The 13,124-nt window shown below is 67.9% G+C and carries 13 protein-coding genes; 4 read left to right on the top strand and 9 right to left on the bottom strand.

The features are described from left to right. Positions 1 to 26: 26 nt before the first annotated feature. Together LRA87_RS01495 and LRA87_RS01500 are read right to left on the bottom strand one after the other, a co-directional pair. Positions 27 to 2,198: a primosomal protein N' gene (locus LRA87_RS01495; RefSeq protein ID WP_230628636.1), complete on the bottom strand. Its 2,172-nt coding sequence runs from the start codon at positions 2,196 to 2,198 to the stop codon at positions 27 to 29. A gap of 38 nt (positions 2,199 to 2,236) precedes the next feature. Continuing rightward, the gene (locus tag LRA87_RS01500) at positions 2,237 to 3,661 is read right to left on the bottom strand and encodes a sensor domain-containing diguanylate cyclase (RefSeq protein ID WP_230628637.1); all 1,425 of its coding nucleotides are present in this window, start codon (positions 3,659 to 3,661) and stop codon (positions 2,237 to 2,239) included. 133 nt (positions 3,662 to 3,794) lie between these two features. Between LRA87_RS01500 and LRA87_RS01505 the strand changes: the two genes are divergently transcribed. Beyond that, entirely contained in the window at positions 3,795 to 4,664 is an 870-nt protein-coding gene (locus LRA87_RS01505; RefSeq protein ID WP_230629767.1) for a tyrosine recombinase XerC, read from the top strand. Positions 4,665 to 4,676: 12 nt separating this feature from the next. Here the strand turns inward: LRA87_RS01505 and LRA87_RS01510 are convergent, their stop codons facing one another. The 4 genes from LRA87_RS01510 to rsmI form a co-directional block, all read right to left on the bottom strand. Further along, the gene (locus tag LRA87_RS01510; protein WP_230628638.1) at positions 4,677 to 5,279 is read right to left on the bottom strand and encodes a DedA family protein; all 603 of its coding nucleotides are present in this window, start codon (positions 5,277 to 5,279) and stop codon (positions 4,677 to 4,679) included. A 24-nt stretch (positions 5,280 to 5,303) separates the two neighbouring features. After that, positions 5,304 to 6,281 (bottom strand): glutathione synthase, encoded by a 978-nt coding sequence (gene gshB, locus LRA87_RS01515; RefSeq protein ID WP_230628639.1) that lies wholly within the window; start codon positions 6,279 to 6,281, stop codon positions 5,304 to 5,306. 55 nt (positions 6,282 to 6,336) lie between these two features. Beyond that, positions 6,337 to 6,711, bottom strand: a complete 375-nt coding sequence (locus tag LRA87_RS01520) for a YraN family protein (protein ID WP_230629769.1) — start codon at positions 6,709 to 6,711, stop codon at positions 6,337 to 6,339. A gap of 222 nt (positions 6,712 to 6,933) precedes the next feature. Continuing rightward, positions 6,934 to 7,791 carry a 16S rRNA (cytidine(1402)-2'-O)-methyltransferase gene (gene rsmI / locus LRA87_RS01525; RefSeq protein ID WP_230628640.1) on the bottom strand — a complete coding sequence of 286 codons (858 nt, stop codon included), beginning with the start codon at positions 7,789 to 7,791 and terminating at the stop codon, positions 6,934 to 6,936. On the opposite strand from rsmI, the gene LRA87_RS01530 reads away from it, so the two are divergent. Further along, positions 7,790 to 8,989 (top strand): penicillin-binding protein activator, encoded by a 1,200-nt coding sequence (locus LRA87_RS01530; protein WP_230628641.1) that lies wholly within the window; start codon positions 7,790 to 7,792, stop codon positions 8,987 to 8,989. The two genes, rsmI and LRA87_RS01530, sit on opposite strands and share 2 nt — an antisense overlap. Before the next feature lie 349 nt (positions 8,990 to 9,338). Here LRA87_RS01530 and hemW read toward each other — a convergent pair whose 3' ends face one another. Next, positions 9,339 to 10,499, bottom strand: a complete 1,161-nt coding sequence (gene hemW / locus LRA87_RS01535) for a radical SAM family heme chaperone HemW (RefSeq protein ID WP_230628642.1) — start codon at positions 10,497 to 10,499, stop codon at positions 9,339 to 9,341. Between the two features lie 24 nt (positions 10,500 to 10,523). Between hemW and LRA87_RS01540 the strand changes: the two genes are divergently transcribed. After that, positions 10,524 to 11,084: a CAP domain-containing protein gene (locus LRA87_RS01540; RefSeq protein WP_230628643.1), complete on the top strand. Its 561-nt coding sequence runs from the start codon at positions 10,524 to 10,526 to the stop codon at positions 11,082 to 11,084. A 97-nt stretch (positions 11,085 to 11,181) separates the two neighbouring features. Here the strand turns inward: LRA87_RS01540 and rdgB are convergent, their stop codons facing one another. Both rdgB and rph read right to left on the bottom strand, forming a co-directional pair. Next, on the bottom strand, positions 11,182 to 11,808 hold the full coding sequence (rdgB, locus tag LRA87_RS01545) for an RdgB/HAM1 family non-canonical purine NTP pyrophosphatase (protein WP_230628644.1): 627 nt from the start codon (positions 11,806 to 11,808) through the stop codon (positions 11,182 to 11,184). Beyond that, complete coding sequence (gene rph / locus LRA87_RS01550; RefSeq protein ID WP_230628645.1) at positions 11,805 to 12,518, bottom strand: ribonuclease PH; 714 nt, start codon at positions 12,516 to 12,518, stop codon at positions 11,805 to 11,807. Before rph ends, rdgB begins: the two co-directional genes overlap by 4 nt. Before the next feature lie 81 nt (positions 12,519 to 12,599). On the opposite strand from rph, the gene LRA87_RS01555 reads away from it, so the two are divergent. Then, positions 12,600 to 13,124 (top strand): DUF6438 domain-containing protein, encoded by a 525-nt coding sequence (locus LRA87_RS01555; RefSeq protein WP_230628646.1) that lies wholly within the window; start codon positions 12,600 to 12,602, stop codon positions 13,122 to 13,124.

Below are 13,124 nucleotides of genomic sequence, written 5' to 3' on the forward strand. Positions count from 1 at the left end.
ACCCCCGTTTGGACCGCTATTGGTCATCACAGGAAGTTATACGGATCGACGTCTACGGTCACGCGTGCTTTCGCCGGCCAGTCGAGCGCTCCCAACCAGTCGCGGATGACATCCTGCACGTCGAGCGCACGGCGGGCATGGATCAGCAGGCGATAGCGGTGCCGGCCGCGCAGCATCGCCAGCGGGGCGGGGGCGGGGCCGTAGACCGCCATGCCGTCAACCTGCGGCGCGCTGCGTGCGACCAGCCGCGCAATCTCGTTGGCGCAGGCCTGTTCCTCCGACGATACGACGATCGCAGCGTAGCGGCCGAACGGCGGGGCGCCGGCGTCGCGGCGGGCTTCGGTTTCCGCCTCGTAGAAGGCGTCGGCATCGCCGGTGATCAGCGCCTGCATCACCTGCGCCTTGGGGCTGTGCGTCTGGATGAAGACATGCCCCGGCTTGGCCCCGCGCCCGGCCCGTCCCGACACCTGCCGGATCTGCTGGAAGGTGCGCTCGGCGGCGCGGAGGTCGCCGCCCTCCAGCCCGAGATCGGCGTCGATCACGCCGACCAACGTCAGGTTGGGGAAATGATAACCCTTGGTGACCAATTGCGTGCCGACGACGATGTCGATGTCGCCCGCCTCCATCCGGCCGACGAATTCCGCTGCCTTGGCCGGCGACCAGATGGTGTCGCTGGTGACGACCGCGGTCTTCGCCTCGGGGAATAATGCCGTCACCTCGTCGGCGATCCGTTCGACACCGGGACCGCAGGCGACCAGGCTGTCCTCTTCCTTGCACTCGGGACAGGCGCGAGGCGTCGGCATGACGTGTCCGCAATGGTGGCAGGCGAGCCGGCGCGTCAGCCGGTGCTCGACCATCCAGGCTGTGCAATTGGGGCATTGAAAGCGATGCCCGCAGGTCCGGCACAGGGTCAGCGGGGCATAGCCGCGGCGGTTGAGGAACAGCAGCGACTGTTCGCCCTTGGCCAGCGTTTCCTTCAGCGCCGTCACCAGCTTCGGCGCGATCCAGCGACCCCGCTCCGGGGGGTGCTGGATCAGGTCGATCGGCTCGATCGTCGGCATCTCCGCCGGGCCGTACCGACCGGGGAGCTTCAGTTCCTCGTAGCGGCCCAACGCCACCTGCTGACGCGTCTCGATGGCGGGGGTGGCGCTGGCGAGGATCACCGGACAGGATTCGAACTTACCGCGCATCACCGCCACGTCGCGGGCGTGATAATGTACGCCCTCCTCCTGCTTGAAGCTCGTCTCGTGCGCCTCGTCGACGACGATCAGGCCGAGGTTGCGGTAGGGGAGGAACAGCGCCGATCGCGCCCCCACCGTCACCAGCGCCTCGCCGCTCGCGATCGCCCGCCACGCGCGGCGGCGCTGCGTCGAGCGCAGCCCGGAATGCCAGGCAACGGGCTCGCAACCGAAGCGGTCGTGGAAGCGCTTCAGGAACGGTTCGGTCAGCGCGATCTCCGGCAGCAGGACGAGCGTCTGGCGGCCGCACCGGATCGCCTCCGCCACCGCCTCGAAATACACCTCGGTCTTGCCCGACCCGGTGACGCCATCGAGCAACGTCGGGGCAAACGCGTGGGTCGCGACGTTGGCGACCAGCGTGTCCGCCGCCGCCTGCTGCTCGCCGGCCAGCGTCGGCGGGCCGAAAGCTGGATCGGGATGAGGGAAGGGGCTGTCGATGTCGACCTCGACGGCTTCGATCGCGCCCGTCTTCACCAGCCCGCGGATCACCGCATCGCTGACGTCGGCGATCGTCGCGAGTTCACGGATCAGGCCCTGCCGATCGCCGATCCGCCCCAGCGCCTGTTCGCGCTGCGGCGTCAGGCGCGGCGGCACATGGCCGGTGACGCGATATTCGGTGACGGTGCGGGCGCCCTCCAGCGCGGAGGTCGAAGCGAGCGCCATCCGAACCACCGCCGCGGGCGGGGCGAGATAATAGGCGGCGGTCCACTCCACCAGCCGGCGCAACGGCGCCGCGAGCGGCGGCACATCGACCACCCCCAGCAACGGGCGCAAGCGGTTGTCGCCGACTTCGGCGTCGGAGGGCAGCCGCTCCGGCTCCCACACCACGCCGAGCAACTGGCGCGGGCCGAGCGGTGCGATGACGATCGATCCCGGCTCGACCTGCATGCCGGTCGGCACCCGATAGTCGAGCGGGCCGAGCGCGGAGTTGAGGACGAGGACACGGGCACGCGACGACATGGGCCATATATGGGGGCTGGCCGAGTCGACGTGAAGCGCTAAGCCGCCTTTGCCGTCGTCGACCGGCGGAGCCCGACGCGGGCCCGCTTGGCGGCGTAGAGGACGGCGTCGGCCCGACGGGCGAAGTCGCGTAGCGAATGGCAATCGTCATCGAAGCTGGCCATGCCGACCGATCCGGCGCTGGTCATGGTGATGCCGTTTGCCTCGACCGAGACCCGGAGCGCGGATTCGATGTCGAGGCGCAAACGGTCGGCGTGGTCGATTAATTGTGGGTCGGTGACGATAAGGGCGAATTCGTCGCCGCCGATCTGCGCGGCGAAACAGTCGCGTAGCCACGGCTGGGTCAGCGCCGTTCCTGTCAATCGCAACACGTCGTCGCCGGCGCCATGACCGAGGGAGTCGTTGATGGACTTGAAGCCGTCGAGGTCGATCAACGCAAGCAAGAGCGGCGTGCCGGCGCGGCGGGCGCGCTGCATCGCGGTGTCGAGTTCGCGATCGAAGGCGGCGCGGTTGGCGATTCCGGTCAGCGCATCCGTATCCGCAGACCGGCGAAGCTGCGTTTCGAGGTCGTGACGATGGGTGATGTCCTGGAACACGCCGACCATCGCCGTCGGCGTGCCGTCTGTCCATTCCGTCTCCCCCGCCGAACGGACGCGGCGGCGCTCGCCTTTCGCCGTGATGAAGTCGGATTCGAAGTCGAACGGAGCGCCCGTCTCCATCGACTGCGCGAGCTTGGCCGCGATCTCGGCACGATCACGGGGCAAGTAGAATTCGAGCGCGTCGGCCAGCGCGGGTTTCTGCCCGACCGGCAGGCCATGGATGCGATAGACGTTGTCCGACCATTCGATCGACGAATCCGCCAGCGACAGGCGCCAGGACCCGATCATTGCGATCCGTTCCGCCTGGCGGAAGATGCGGTCCTTGCTGGCGAGCCTGCCCACGAGTTCTTCACCAGTGGTCGCGATCCGGATCGCCTCCATCGCCGTACGGCGGGCGGCGATCAGCGCCTCGGCAAGGCTGGCAAGATGCCCGAGGGCGGCATGACCGGCCGCGTTCAACGAGCGAGGGCTCTCGTCGAGCACGCACAGGGTGCCGATCGGCTGGCGCACGCCTTCGCCATCGGCGACATGGATGGCGGTGCCCGCGTAGAAGCGCATGCCCGCATCGATCACCAGCGGGTTGTCGTGGAAGCGGGCGTCATCGCGAAGATCGTCGATAACCATCGGAGTGGTCTGCCGGATCGTGTGATCGCAAAAGGCGATATCGCGGTCGAGTTCGCGCTCGCCCTGCGTCGTGCTCGCCTTGATCCACAGGCGGTCGCGATCGATGAAGGTGAGCAGTGCGGTGGGACAGCCTAGTAACTCGGCGGCAAGCGCGACGAGGGCGTCGAACTCCCTTTCGGGCTCACTGTCGAGCAGGGCCAGTGCATGCAGGGCGGCAAGACGGCTCGCTTCGTCGTACACGGGCCCTGAGGAAGACGTTACCGGATGCGTCATGGCTAACCTGATGCAAGATAGCGGTTAATATGTTCTTCCCGCTGCGCCTGACAGAGCCCATAATGATGTCGTGACGAACGATCCCACTCGGCCGCTGTCGATGCGATGGGCGGCTCATCTGGCGCGCGACCGACGGCGATCGGCCCATACCGTGCGAGCCTATCAGGCGACCGCCGAGCGACTGACCGCGTTCCTGCAGGTGCATCTCGGCGAGCGGGTCGATGCGGCAAGGCTGGCGCAAGTCACGCCGGCCGATCTGCGCGCATTTCTGGCGGCGCGGCGGGGCGAGGGGCTAGGCAATGCCTCCGCTGCACGCGAACTGTCGGCGGTCCGGGGATTTCTGGCATTCGCCGCGCCGGGGGCGGAGCCACCGCGGTTGCGCAGTCCAGCGGTCAAGACGGGGATGCCGCGGCCGATCTCGCCGGACGAGGCGCTGGCGCTCGCCGACGCGGTGGCGGACGATGCCGCCGAACCGTGGATCGGCGCACGCGACTGGGCGGTGCTGCTGCTGCTCTACGGTGCGGGGTTGCGTATCGGCGAGGCGATCGCTCTGCCGGCGCGGATCCTGCCGCTGGGCGACACGATGATGGTGACGGGCAAGCGCGACAAGACACGGGTCATACCGCTGCTTCCACAGGTGCGTGCCGCGATCGAGAGCTATGTGGAGCAGGTGCCGTGGGCACTGGAAGCGGGCGCTCCGCTGTTTCGCGGAGCGAAAGGAGGGCCGCTGTCGCCGGGGATCATTCGCAAGGCTGTGCGGGGCGCCCGGTCGCGACTGGGGCTGGGCGTCCGGACGACACCGCATGCGCTGCGTCACAGCTTCGCGACGCACCTGCTGGGGCGAGGTGCCGACCTGCGGGCGCTACAGGAATTGCTGGGGCATGCGAGCCTCAGTTCGACGCAGATCTATACCGCGGTCGACGCAGCGCATCTGATGGACGTCTATCGCAACGCGCATCCGCGGGCATAAGGCGAAGCAAGCCTACCGCTGGCGGGGCTTCCATGTCGCGACACGCCAGAGATAGCCGCCGATCATCAGCACGGTGAGCGCGATCGCAACCGGCCCGACGTAGCGATCCAGCTCCTGAAAACGCGAACCGAGATAGAGGCCGGCAGCGGCAAGGATGCTGTTCCAGATCAGGCTGCCGGCGAAGGTCCAGACGAGAAAGCGCCAGAGCGGCATGCAGGTGATGCCGGCTGGCAGCGAGATGATCGTGCGAAACGTCGGCATGAAGCGGAACACGAACACCACCCACCCGCCGTGATGCACGAAGAACCGGTGCAGTCGTTCGACATCCTCCCATTCCAGCGTCAGCCAGCGACCATGACGATCGACGAACGGGCGGAAGCGCTCGTAACCGATGTGGCGGCCGATATGATACCAGAAGTAATTGCCCGCCGTCGTCCCCGCGGTTCCCCACAGAACCAGCGGAACGATCGCCATGTCACCGCGCGCGACCGCCATCCCGCCCAGGCCCATGATCACCTCCGACGGGATCGGCGGCACGATGTTTTCCAGCGCCATCAGCAGGAAAATGCCGAAATAGCCGCCCCAGGCGATCCCGTTGAGGATGAATTCGGTCATGTCGGACGGCTAACGGCGGGAACGTCAGCCCCGTTCCGTCAGCCCCGTTCCGTTCACGGGCGCCTGACGCTCGATCGCGTTCCAGATCAAGCCGGCGACATCGGTGCCGTCGAACCGCTCGATCGCGACGATGCCGGTGGGAGAGGTGACGTTGATTTCTGTGAGCCACTCGCCGCCGATCACGTCGATGCCGACGAACAGCAGCCCGCGGCGCTTCAGCTCCGGCCCGAGTACGGCGCAAATCTCGCGCTCCTTCTCGGTCAGCCCGGTCTTCACCGCCGACCCGCCGACCGCCAGATTAGAGCGGATCTCGCCTTCGCCTGGCAGGCGGTTGATCGCGCCGACGACCTCGCCATCGACCAGTACGATGCGCTTGTCGCCCTGCGCGACGGCGGGGAGGAACGCCTGCACCATATGTGGTTCGCGCCACGTCTGGTTGAACACCTCGATCAGCGCGGACAGGTTCGCGCCATCGCTGCCGACGCGGAAGATTGCCTTGCCGCCATTGCCGTGCAGCGGCTTGACCACGATCTCGCCGTGCCGGGCGAGGAAGGCGCGGGCTTCGTCGAGGCTGCGGGTTATGAGCGTCGGTGGCATGAATCGGGCATAGTCGAGAACGAACACCTTTTCGGGCGCGTTGCGGACGCTGCGCGGGTTATTCACGACCAGTGTGCGATCCGCGATCCGTTCGAGCAGATGCGTCGCGGTGATGTAGCCGAGGTCGAAGGGCGGGTCCTGTCGCATCAGCACCACGTCGGCCTGTTCGCCCAGGTCGAGGCTGACGGGCGCCTCGAACCGGAAATGGTCACCTTCGACCCGCTGCACGGTGACCGGATGTGCCTTGGCCCAGACGCGACCGTCCGCGTAGTTTAGGTCTTCGGCGGTATAGTGGAACAGGCTGTGGCCGCGCGCCTGTGCCGAGAGCATCAGGGCGAACGTTGAATCGCCGGCGATAGCGATGCTGTCGAGCGGGTCCATCTGGACGGCGACGGTGAGGGGCATGGACGCACTCCGATCGGTTGTTCGAGCCGGCAGTTAGGGTGCGCTCGACCGAATGTCATCCTGTCCACGCATTCTCGATGTGGCGGGGGCGGGTGCCGGGCGCGAGCAGGATGACGTCGACGCGGATGTCGTCGCCCGGCCCGGCATAGCGCGCCATCAGCACCTCCGCCGCCGCCGCGACCCGGGCGAGCCGCCGTTCGTCAATGGCGAAGTCCAGTTCGGCGGCGGTGCGGCGGGTTTTGACCTCGACGAAGGCGATGAGCTTGCCGCGCCGGGCAACGAGGTCGACTTCGCCTGCCGGGGTGCGGACGCGGCGGTCGAGGATGGTCCAGCCTTTCAGTCGCAGCCACCAGCCGGCAAGGCGCTCGCCGCGGCGACCGGTGGCTTCGGCAGCCTGGCGCGCGGGAGAGGGAGTGCGTCTGGTCGACATCGCCGCAGGGTGGCGCAGCGATTTGGTTCGAGCAAGCAATGCTGCGTTGTTCGCTGCGAAGTTGGCAGCTTCGACGAGCAACGATGGCGGTCGATCGTTGCCGAATGTTGCAGCGACGAGAAGGAGCATGGTCGTGGAAACGGCGTACCCTACGCGCCGCGTGCAGGACGGAGCGAATGGACCCGGTGCCCGGTGGCGGCTCGCGATCGGTGTGGAAGGTGGTCAGCTGCCTTTCATGGCCAGCGCGCGGGCGTAGAGTTCCTTGCGATCGAGGCCGAAGGCCCTCGCCACTTCGCCAGCGGCCTTTGCGACCGGCAGCCGGGTTAGGGCTTCGGCCAGCGCGGCTTCGGCGTCGGCGGCGTCGGGAGGTGGTGCTTCGCCGGGGGGGGCGACGACGATGACGATCTCACCCTTTGGCGGAGCGTCGGCGTAGCGGGCGGCGAGGTGCGTGAGGGTGCCGGTGACTGCCTCTTCGTAGCGTTTGGTGATCTCGCGCGTCACGGCCGCGTCGCGGTCGCCGAGGCCGTCGGCAAGCGCGGAGAGGCAGACGGACAGGCGCGGACCGGATTCGTACAGGACGAGGGTGGCGCGGATGGCGGCGATTTCGGCGATTGCGTCGGCACGCGCCTTGGCCTTGCTGGGCAGAAACCCGCAAAACAGGAAACGGTCGGTCGGCAGGCCAGCGAGCGTGAGCGCGGCGACCGCGGCGCAGGGGCCGGGGATCGTCACCACCGTACGCCCGGCGGCGCGGGCATCGCGGACCAGCTTGTAGCCGGGATCGGAGATCAGCGGCGTGCCGGCGTCCGACACGAGCGCGATGGCTTCGGTGGTCATGCGGGCGATGAGGCCGGGGCGCATCCCCTCTGCGTTATGATCGTGATAGGGGATCATCGGGCGTCGGGTGCCGATGTGGCGAAGCAGACCGGCGGTGATGCGGCTGTCCTCCACTGCGATCACATCGGCGCGGGACAGGATGTCGGCGGCGCGGGGACTTAGGTCAGCAAGATTGCCGATGGGCGTCGCGACGATGTACAGCCCGGGTTCGAGAGGATTTTCGGATATGGCCACAGGGGACGTCATGGCAGAGGCAGCAACATTTGGACAGGTGCGTACGCGCGGCCTCGGACGCTGGGTGGCGATCTTGGGAGCGGGGCTGCTCGCGGCGTGTTCGACGGTGGTGCCGCGCGGCCCCGTCGCCGCGCCCGACCGGCCGGTGCGCGCGCCGGTGGAGCGGCCCGACGACGTGCAGGCGGGCCTGCCGCGCGATACGCAGCGCAACCGGGTGGCGCTGCTGGTGCCGCTGTCGGGCAGTAACGCGGGCGTGGGCCGCTCGATCGCCAATGCGACGATGCTGGCGGTGCTCGACACCGGCACCGACAAGGTGCGGATCACCAATTACGACACCGCGACCGGCGCCGCTGCGGCGGCGCAACGCGCGATCGCCGAGGGCGCGCAGTTGATCCTGGGGCCGCTGTTGTCCGAGGACGTGCGCGCGGTCGCGCCGATCGCCAGGGCGGCCGGGGTGCCGGTGCTGAGCTTTTCCAACGACGTGTCGGTGGCGGGCAACGGCACGTATCTGATGGGCTATGCGCCGGCGCAGTCGATCGACCGGGTGGTGCAATATGCGCGCAGCCGCGGCGTGACGAGCTTTGCCGGGCTGATCCCCAACGGCCTGTACGGCGAGCGGGCGTCGACCGCGTTCCTGCGATCGGTCGAGGGCGCGGGCGGCGAGGTCGCGTCGTTGCAGACCTATGGCCGGGTAGCGGGCGGCATCGCCGGTGCGGTGGCGCGACTCAACGCGAAGGGGCCGTATGGCGCGGTGCTGGTGGCGGATGCGAGCACCAGCGCAGCGGTAGCGGCGCCGCTGGTCAAGCGTGGCGGCGGTGGCGCGACGCGCATCCTCGGTACCGAATTGTGGAATTCTGAAGCGGCGGCGGCGGGCAAGGCGGCGCTGAACGGGGCGTGGTTCGCCAGCGTCGCGGATGGGCTGTACCGGCAATATGCGACCAAATATCGGACGCGATACGGCGCGGCGCCGTATCGCCTGTCGAGCCTGGGCTATGATGCGGTGCTGTTGACGGTGCGCATCTCGCGCGACTGGCCGGTAGGGCGGGCTTTTCCGGAAGGAAAGCTGCGCGACAGCGACGGATTCGCCGGGATCGACGGCGCGTTCCGTTTCGGCCGCGACGGGATCGCGGAGCGGGCGCTGGAGGTGCAGGAAATCCAGGGTGGGACGACGGTGACGGTATCGCCGGCTCCGGCTGGGTTCGGGCGTTAGAAGTCAAAAGATTACTTGGCGCGGAGAGAAGAACAGCTGGGTGGGCGTAGGCCTGCGACACTCGATCGGATCAGCGCGTAAAGGCATAAAAGAGTTTGTGCACGCGAAGACGCGAAGGCGCGAAGAGAGGAATGGGGGTGCTGCGCACAGGTCCATTGCGCTCTCTCCCTTCGTCATCCCGACGAAAGTCGGGACCCATGGCCTCGCCCGGCATGAAGTTTACGGGCCAACACCGCCGCCGCGCTTCCATGGGTCCCGACTTTCGTCGGGATGACGAGGTAGGAAAAGGTCGGGGCAGGCGTTATGCGACGCTAACCCTCTTCGCGCCTTTGCGTGACCCAAACCTTCGTTAAGCCAACGCCGACGCGTCGCCCACGACCAGCGGCAGGATGGCGTCCAACAACAGAGCGCCGGCTTCGGTAACGCGCAGGCGGTCCGGTTCGTGGACGATGAAGCCCTGCGCCTCCAGCCGCGCGACTGCCGGCCAGACGATCGGCGCGGCGCCGCCGGCCAGTCGGGCAACGTGCGTCAGATCGACGCCCTCGCGCAGGCGGAGGCCCATCAGCAGGGATTCGGTGGCGCGGTCGTGGGGGGCGAGGGAGGTCTCGACTTCCGTGCCGTGGCCGTTGCGGGCGACGGCGGACAGCCAATTCTCGGGCTTCTTGCGGCGCTGCGTCGCCACGCCGTCGCGGCGGCCGTGCGCGCCGGGGCCGACTCCGGCGTAATCGCCATAGCGCCAATAGGTGAGGTTGTGGCGGCTCTCCGCGCCGGCTTTTGCGTGGTTCGAAGTTTCGTAAGCGGGCAGGCCGGCCGCGGCGGTCATCGCGCGGGTCGCTTCGAACAGGTCGGCGGCGGTGTCGCCGTCGGGGATGGTCAGGCGGCCCTTGGCGGCTTCGGTGGCGAAGCGTGTGCCCGGTTCGATCGTCAACTGGTACAGCGACAGATGCTCGGTGCCGAACGACAGCGCGCGTGCGAGCTCCGCCTGCCAGGCGGCAAGGCTTTGGTCGGGAAGCGCGTAGATCAGGTCGAAGCTGACGCGTTCGAAATGGCGCTGCGCGGTGTCCAGCGCACCGAGGCCTTCGTTAACATCGTGGGCGCGGTCGAGGAACTTGAGCGCGGCATTGTCGAGCGATTGCAGGCCGAGCGAGACGCGGTTCACGCCGGCGGCGGCGAGATCGGCGAAGCGCGCGGCCTCGACCGACGAGGGGTTCGCCTCCAGCGTGATTTCGATATTCTCGGCGGGGGTCCAGATCGTCCGGGCGGCGTCGATGATCGCGGCGACGGTGGCGGGCGGCATCAGCGAGGGCGTGCCGCCGCCGAAGAAGATCGACCCCAGCGTGCGGCCGGGCAGCGCCTGCGCCTCGTAGGCGAGGTCGGCAAGCAGCGCGTCGCGCCACGCCCGCTGGTCCACCACATCGCGGACGTGGCTGTTGAAGTCGCAATAGGGGCATTTCGAGACGCAGAACGGCCAGTGGACGTAAAGCGCGAGCGGCGTCTTGTCGGGGGTCATGATGCTGCCGATATGGCGGGGATCATGCTGAAACGCCACTCGTGGATCGCCGCCGTGTTGCTCGCCGCTTGTGCTCAGGCGCCTGAACGGCCCGAGCGTGTCGTCGAACCAAGGACCAGCGCCGCCTCCGCGCCGCGCGGATCGGTGTTGCTGCAACGGGTGATGCTGGCCGGGCACAATCGTGCGCGCGGCGATGTCGGCGTGGCGCCGGTCGCGTGGAGCGAGCCGCTGGCGGCTTCGGCGCGCGCCTATGCCGAGACGATGGCGCGGACCGGGCGGTTCGAACATGCGGTGCAGCCGATGGGGGCGGGGCGACAGGGCGAGAACCTGTGGACCGGTACGCGCGGGGCGTATCGTTTCGACGAGATGATCGGCCATTGGGTGGCGGAGCGGAAGGATTTCTTGAACCTGCCGACGCCGCAGTTCAGCCGCACCGGGCGGTGGGAGGACGTGGGGCATTACACGCAGATCGTATGGCGCGGGACGACGCAGGTCGGGTGCGCGATCGCAGGTAACGCGACGGACGATTATCTGGTGTGCCGCTATGCGCCGCCGGGGAATGTGATGGGCCAGCGCGCGTTCTAATTCTCTGTTTCGCGCTTGCGACGGTGAAGGCAGGCGTGGGCCATGCTGATCGTCGCCACGTCCCGTGCTCCTGCGTTCGCAGGAACACGGGATGCAGTCAGAGAACCGCGGAGACCAGTTGTCGGAACGCGTTGGCGCGGTGGCTGACGGCGTGTTTGGCGGCGGGGTCCATCTCGCCGAAGGTTTCGGTGGCGCCGACGGGCAGGAACATGGCGTCGTAGCCGAAGCCTGCCTTCCCGCGCGGAGGCCAGACCAAGGTGCCGTCGACGCGGCCTTCGAACCATTCGACGTGGCCGTCGGGCCAGGCGAGCGCCAGCGCGCAGACGAAATGCGCCGAGCGGGGCAGGTCGGGTTCTTCGTTCAGGCGATCCTCGACGAGGCGCATGGCGTGGCCGAAATCCTTCGATTCGCCGGCCCAGCGCGCCGAGAAGATGCCCGGATCACCGCCCAAAGCGTCGACGCACAGGCCGCTGTCGTCGGCGAGCGCCGGCAGGCCGGACAGGTCGGCGGCCTGCAACGCCTTCAGCTCGGCATTGGCGACGAAGGTGGTGCCGGTCTCCTCGGGCTCGGGCAAGTCGAGTTCGCCGGCCGAGATCGGCTCGATCCCGTACGGGCCGAGCAGCTCGGCGATTTCGCGGACCTTGCCGGCATTGTGACTGGCAATGACGAGCTTGCCTGGGGCAAGCTTGCGGATCGCCTGCGGGTCCCTGCCTTCGCCGCTCATCGTACGGCGCGCTCTTGGGCGGCGAAGATGTCGGCGCAACCGATGCGGGCGAGGCGGAGCAGGCGGAGCAGCGCCTCTTCGTCATAGGTCGCGTGTTCGGCGGTCGCCTGCGCCTCGGCGATGTTGCCGTTTTCGAGCAGGACGAAATTGCCGTCCGCGTCCGCGCCCGAATCCTCGATATAGTCGAGGTCGAGGACCGGCGTGCCCTGATAGATGCCGCAGCTGACCGCAGCGACCTTTTGCAGGATCGGATCGACCGTCAGCTTGCCGTCGGCCATCAGCTTGGTGACGGCGAGGCGCAGCGCGACCCAGGCGCCGGAGATGGATGCGGTGCGGGTGCCGCCGTCCGCCTGGATGACGTCGCAGTCGAGGACGATCTGGCGCTCGCCGAGCAGCTTCATGTCGACCACCGAACGCAGCGAGCGGCCGATCAGGCGCTGGATTTCCTGCGTGCGGCCCGACTGCTTGCCCTTGGCGGCTTCGCGATTGCCGCGGGTGTGGGTGGCGCGCGGGAGCATGCCGTATTCGGCGGTGACCCAGCCTTCGCCCTTGCCGCGCAGGAACGGCGGCACGCGCTCCTCGATGCTGGCGGTGACGAGCACCTTGGTATCGCCGAAGCCGACCAGCACCGATCCCTCGGCGTGGCGGGTGAAGTTCGGCTCGATCGTGATGGCACGCATCTGATCGGGGGCGCGGCCGCTGGGGCGCATTCAACTCTCCTCAAGGTCCAATGGGCAATTCCCTAGACGGGGCAGGATGGCTGCGCCAGTGGTGAGCAAAGGGGACATGACATGCGCAGAACGATGATCGCAGGATTGGGCGTTATCCTGTCGGGTGGCGTCGTATCGGGGTGTGTGGTGGTCGATGCGTCGAATTCGGGCAACGGGCGACCGGTGGCGATCGAGAGCGAGACGATACGCTACGAAACCGCACCGTGCTTTGGCACCTGCCCGGTCTACGCGGTGACGATCGCGCCGAATGGCAAGGGCACGTTCGAGGGCAAGCGCTTCACCGCCGTCACCGGGATCAAGGAATTTCAGGCGACACCCGCGGCCTATCATACCTTTGCCGCCAGGCTGGCGCCGTATCGCCCGCGCGAAAACGAGATGCTGTACCAGCCGGGTACGCCCAATTGCGGCAACGCGCCGACCGACATGCCGAGCGTGGATGTGGTGTGGAGCGAACTGAGCGGCGGTAGCCAGCACCTCAACGTCTATTACGGCTGCGGCCCGCAGGAAATGCGCGAGGCGTTGCGGTCTGCGCCCACCGCACTGCCGATCGCGGCCTTTATCGGCGATCCGCGGCGTCCTAGATAA

It is taken from the genome of Sphingomonas sp. Leaf37 (assembly GCF_920939475.1).
Classification (GTDB): Bacteria; Pseudomonadota; Alphaproteobacteria; order Sphingomonadales; family Sphingomonadaceae; genus Sphingomonas.

Coding starts and splice junctions, on each gene's coding strand:
- LRA87_RS01495 (WP_230628636.1), bottom strand. CDS start 2,198: ATGTCGTCGCGTGCCCGTGTCCTCGTCCTCAACTCCGCGCTCGGCCCG.
- LRA87_RS01505 (WP_230629767.1), top strand. CDS start 3,795: ATGCGATGGGCGGCTCATCTGGCGCGCGACCGACGGCGATCGGCCCAT.
- LRA87_RS01510 (WP_230628638.1), bottom strand. CDS start 5,279: ATGACCGAATTCATCCTCAACGGGATCGCCTGGGGCGGCTATTTCGGC.
- gshB (WP_230628639.1), bottom strand. CDS start 6,281: ATGCCCCTCACCGTCGCCGTCCAGATGGACCCGCTCGACAGCATCGCT.
- LRA87_RS01520 (WP_230629769.1), bottom strand. CDS start 6,711: ATGTCGACCAGACGCACTCCCTCTCCCGCGCGCCAGGCTGCCGAAGCC.
- LRA87_RS01530 (WP_230628641.1), top strand. CDS start 7,790: ATGGCAGAGGCAGCAACATTTGGACAGGTGCGTACGCGCGGCCTCGGA.
- rsmI (WP_230628640.1), bottom strand. CDS start 7,791: ATGACGTCCCCTGTGGCCATATCCGAAAATCCTCTCGAACCCGGGCTG.
- hemW (WP_230628642.1), bottom strand. CDS start 10,499: ATGACCCCCGACAAGACGCCGCTCGCGCTTTACGTCCACTGGCCGTTC.
- LRA87_RS01540 (WP_230628643.1), top strand. CDS start 10,524: ATGCTGAAACGCCACTCGTGGATCGCCGCCGTGTTGCTCGCCGCTTGT.
- rdgB (WP_230628644.1), bottom strand. CDS start 11,808: ATGAGCGGCGAAGGCAGGGACCCGCAGGCGATCCGCAAGCTTGCCCCA.
- rph (WP_230628645.1), bottom strand. CDS start 12,518: ATGCGCCCCAGCGGCCGCGCCCCCGATCAGATGCGTGCCATCACGATC.
- LRA87_RS01555 (WP_230628646.1), top strand. CDS start 12,600: ATGCGCAGAACGATGATCGCAGGATTGGGCGTTATCCTGTCGGGTGGC.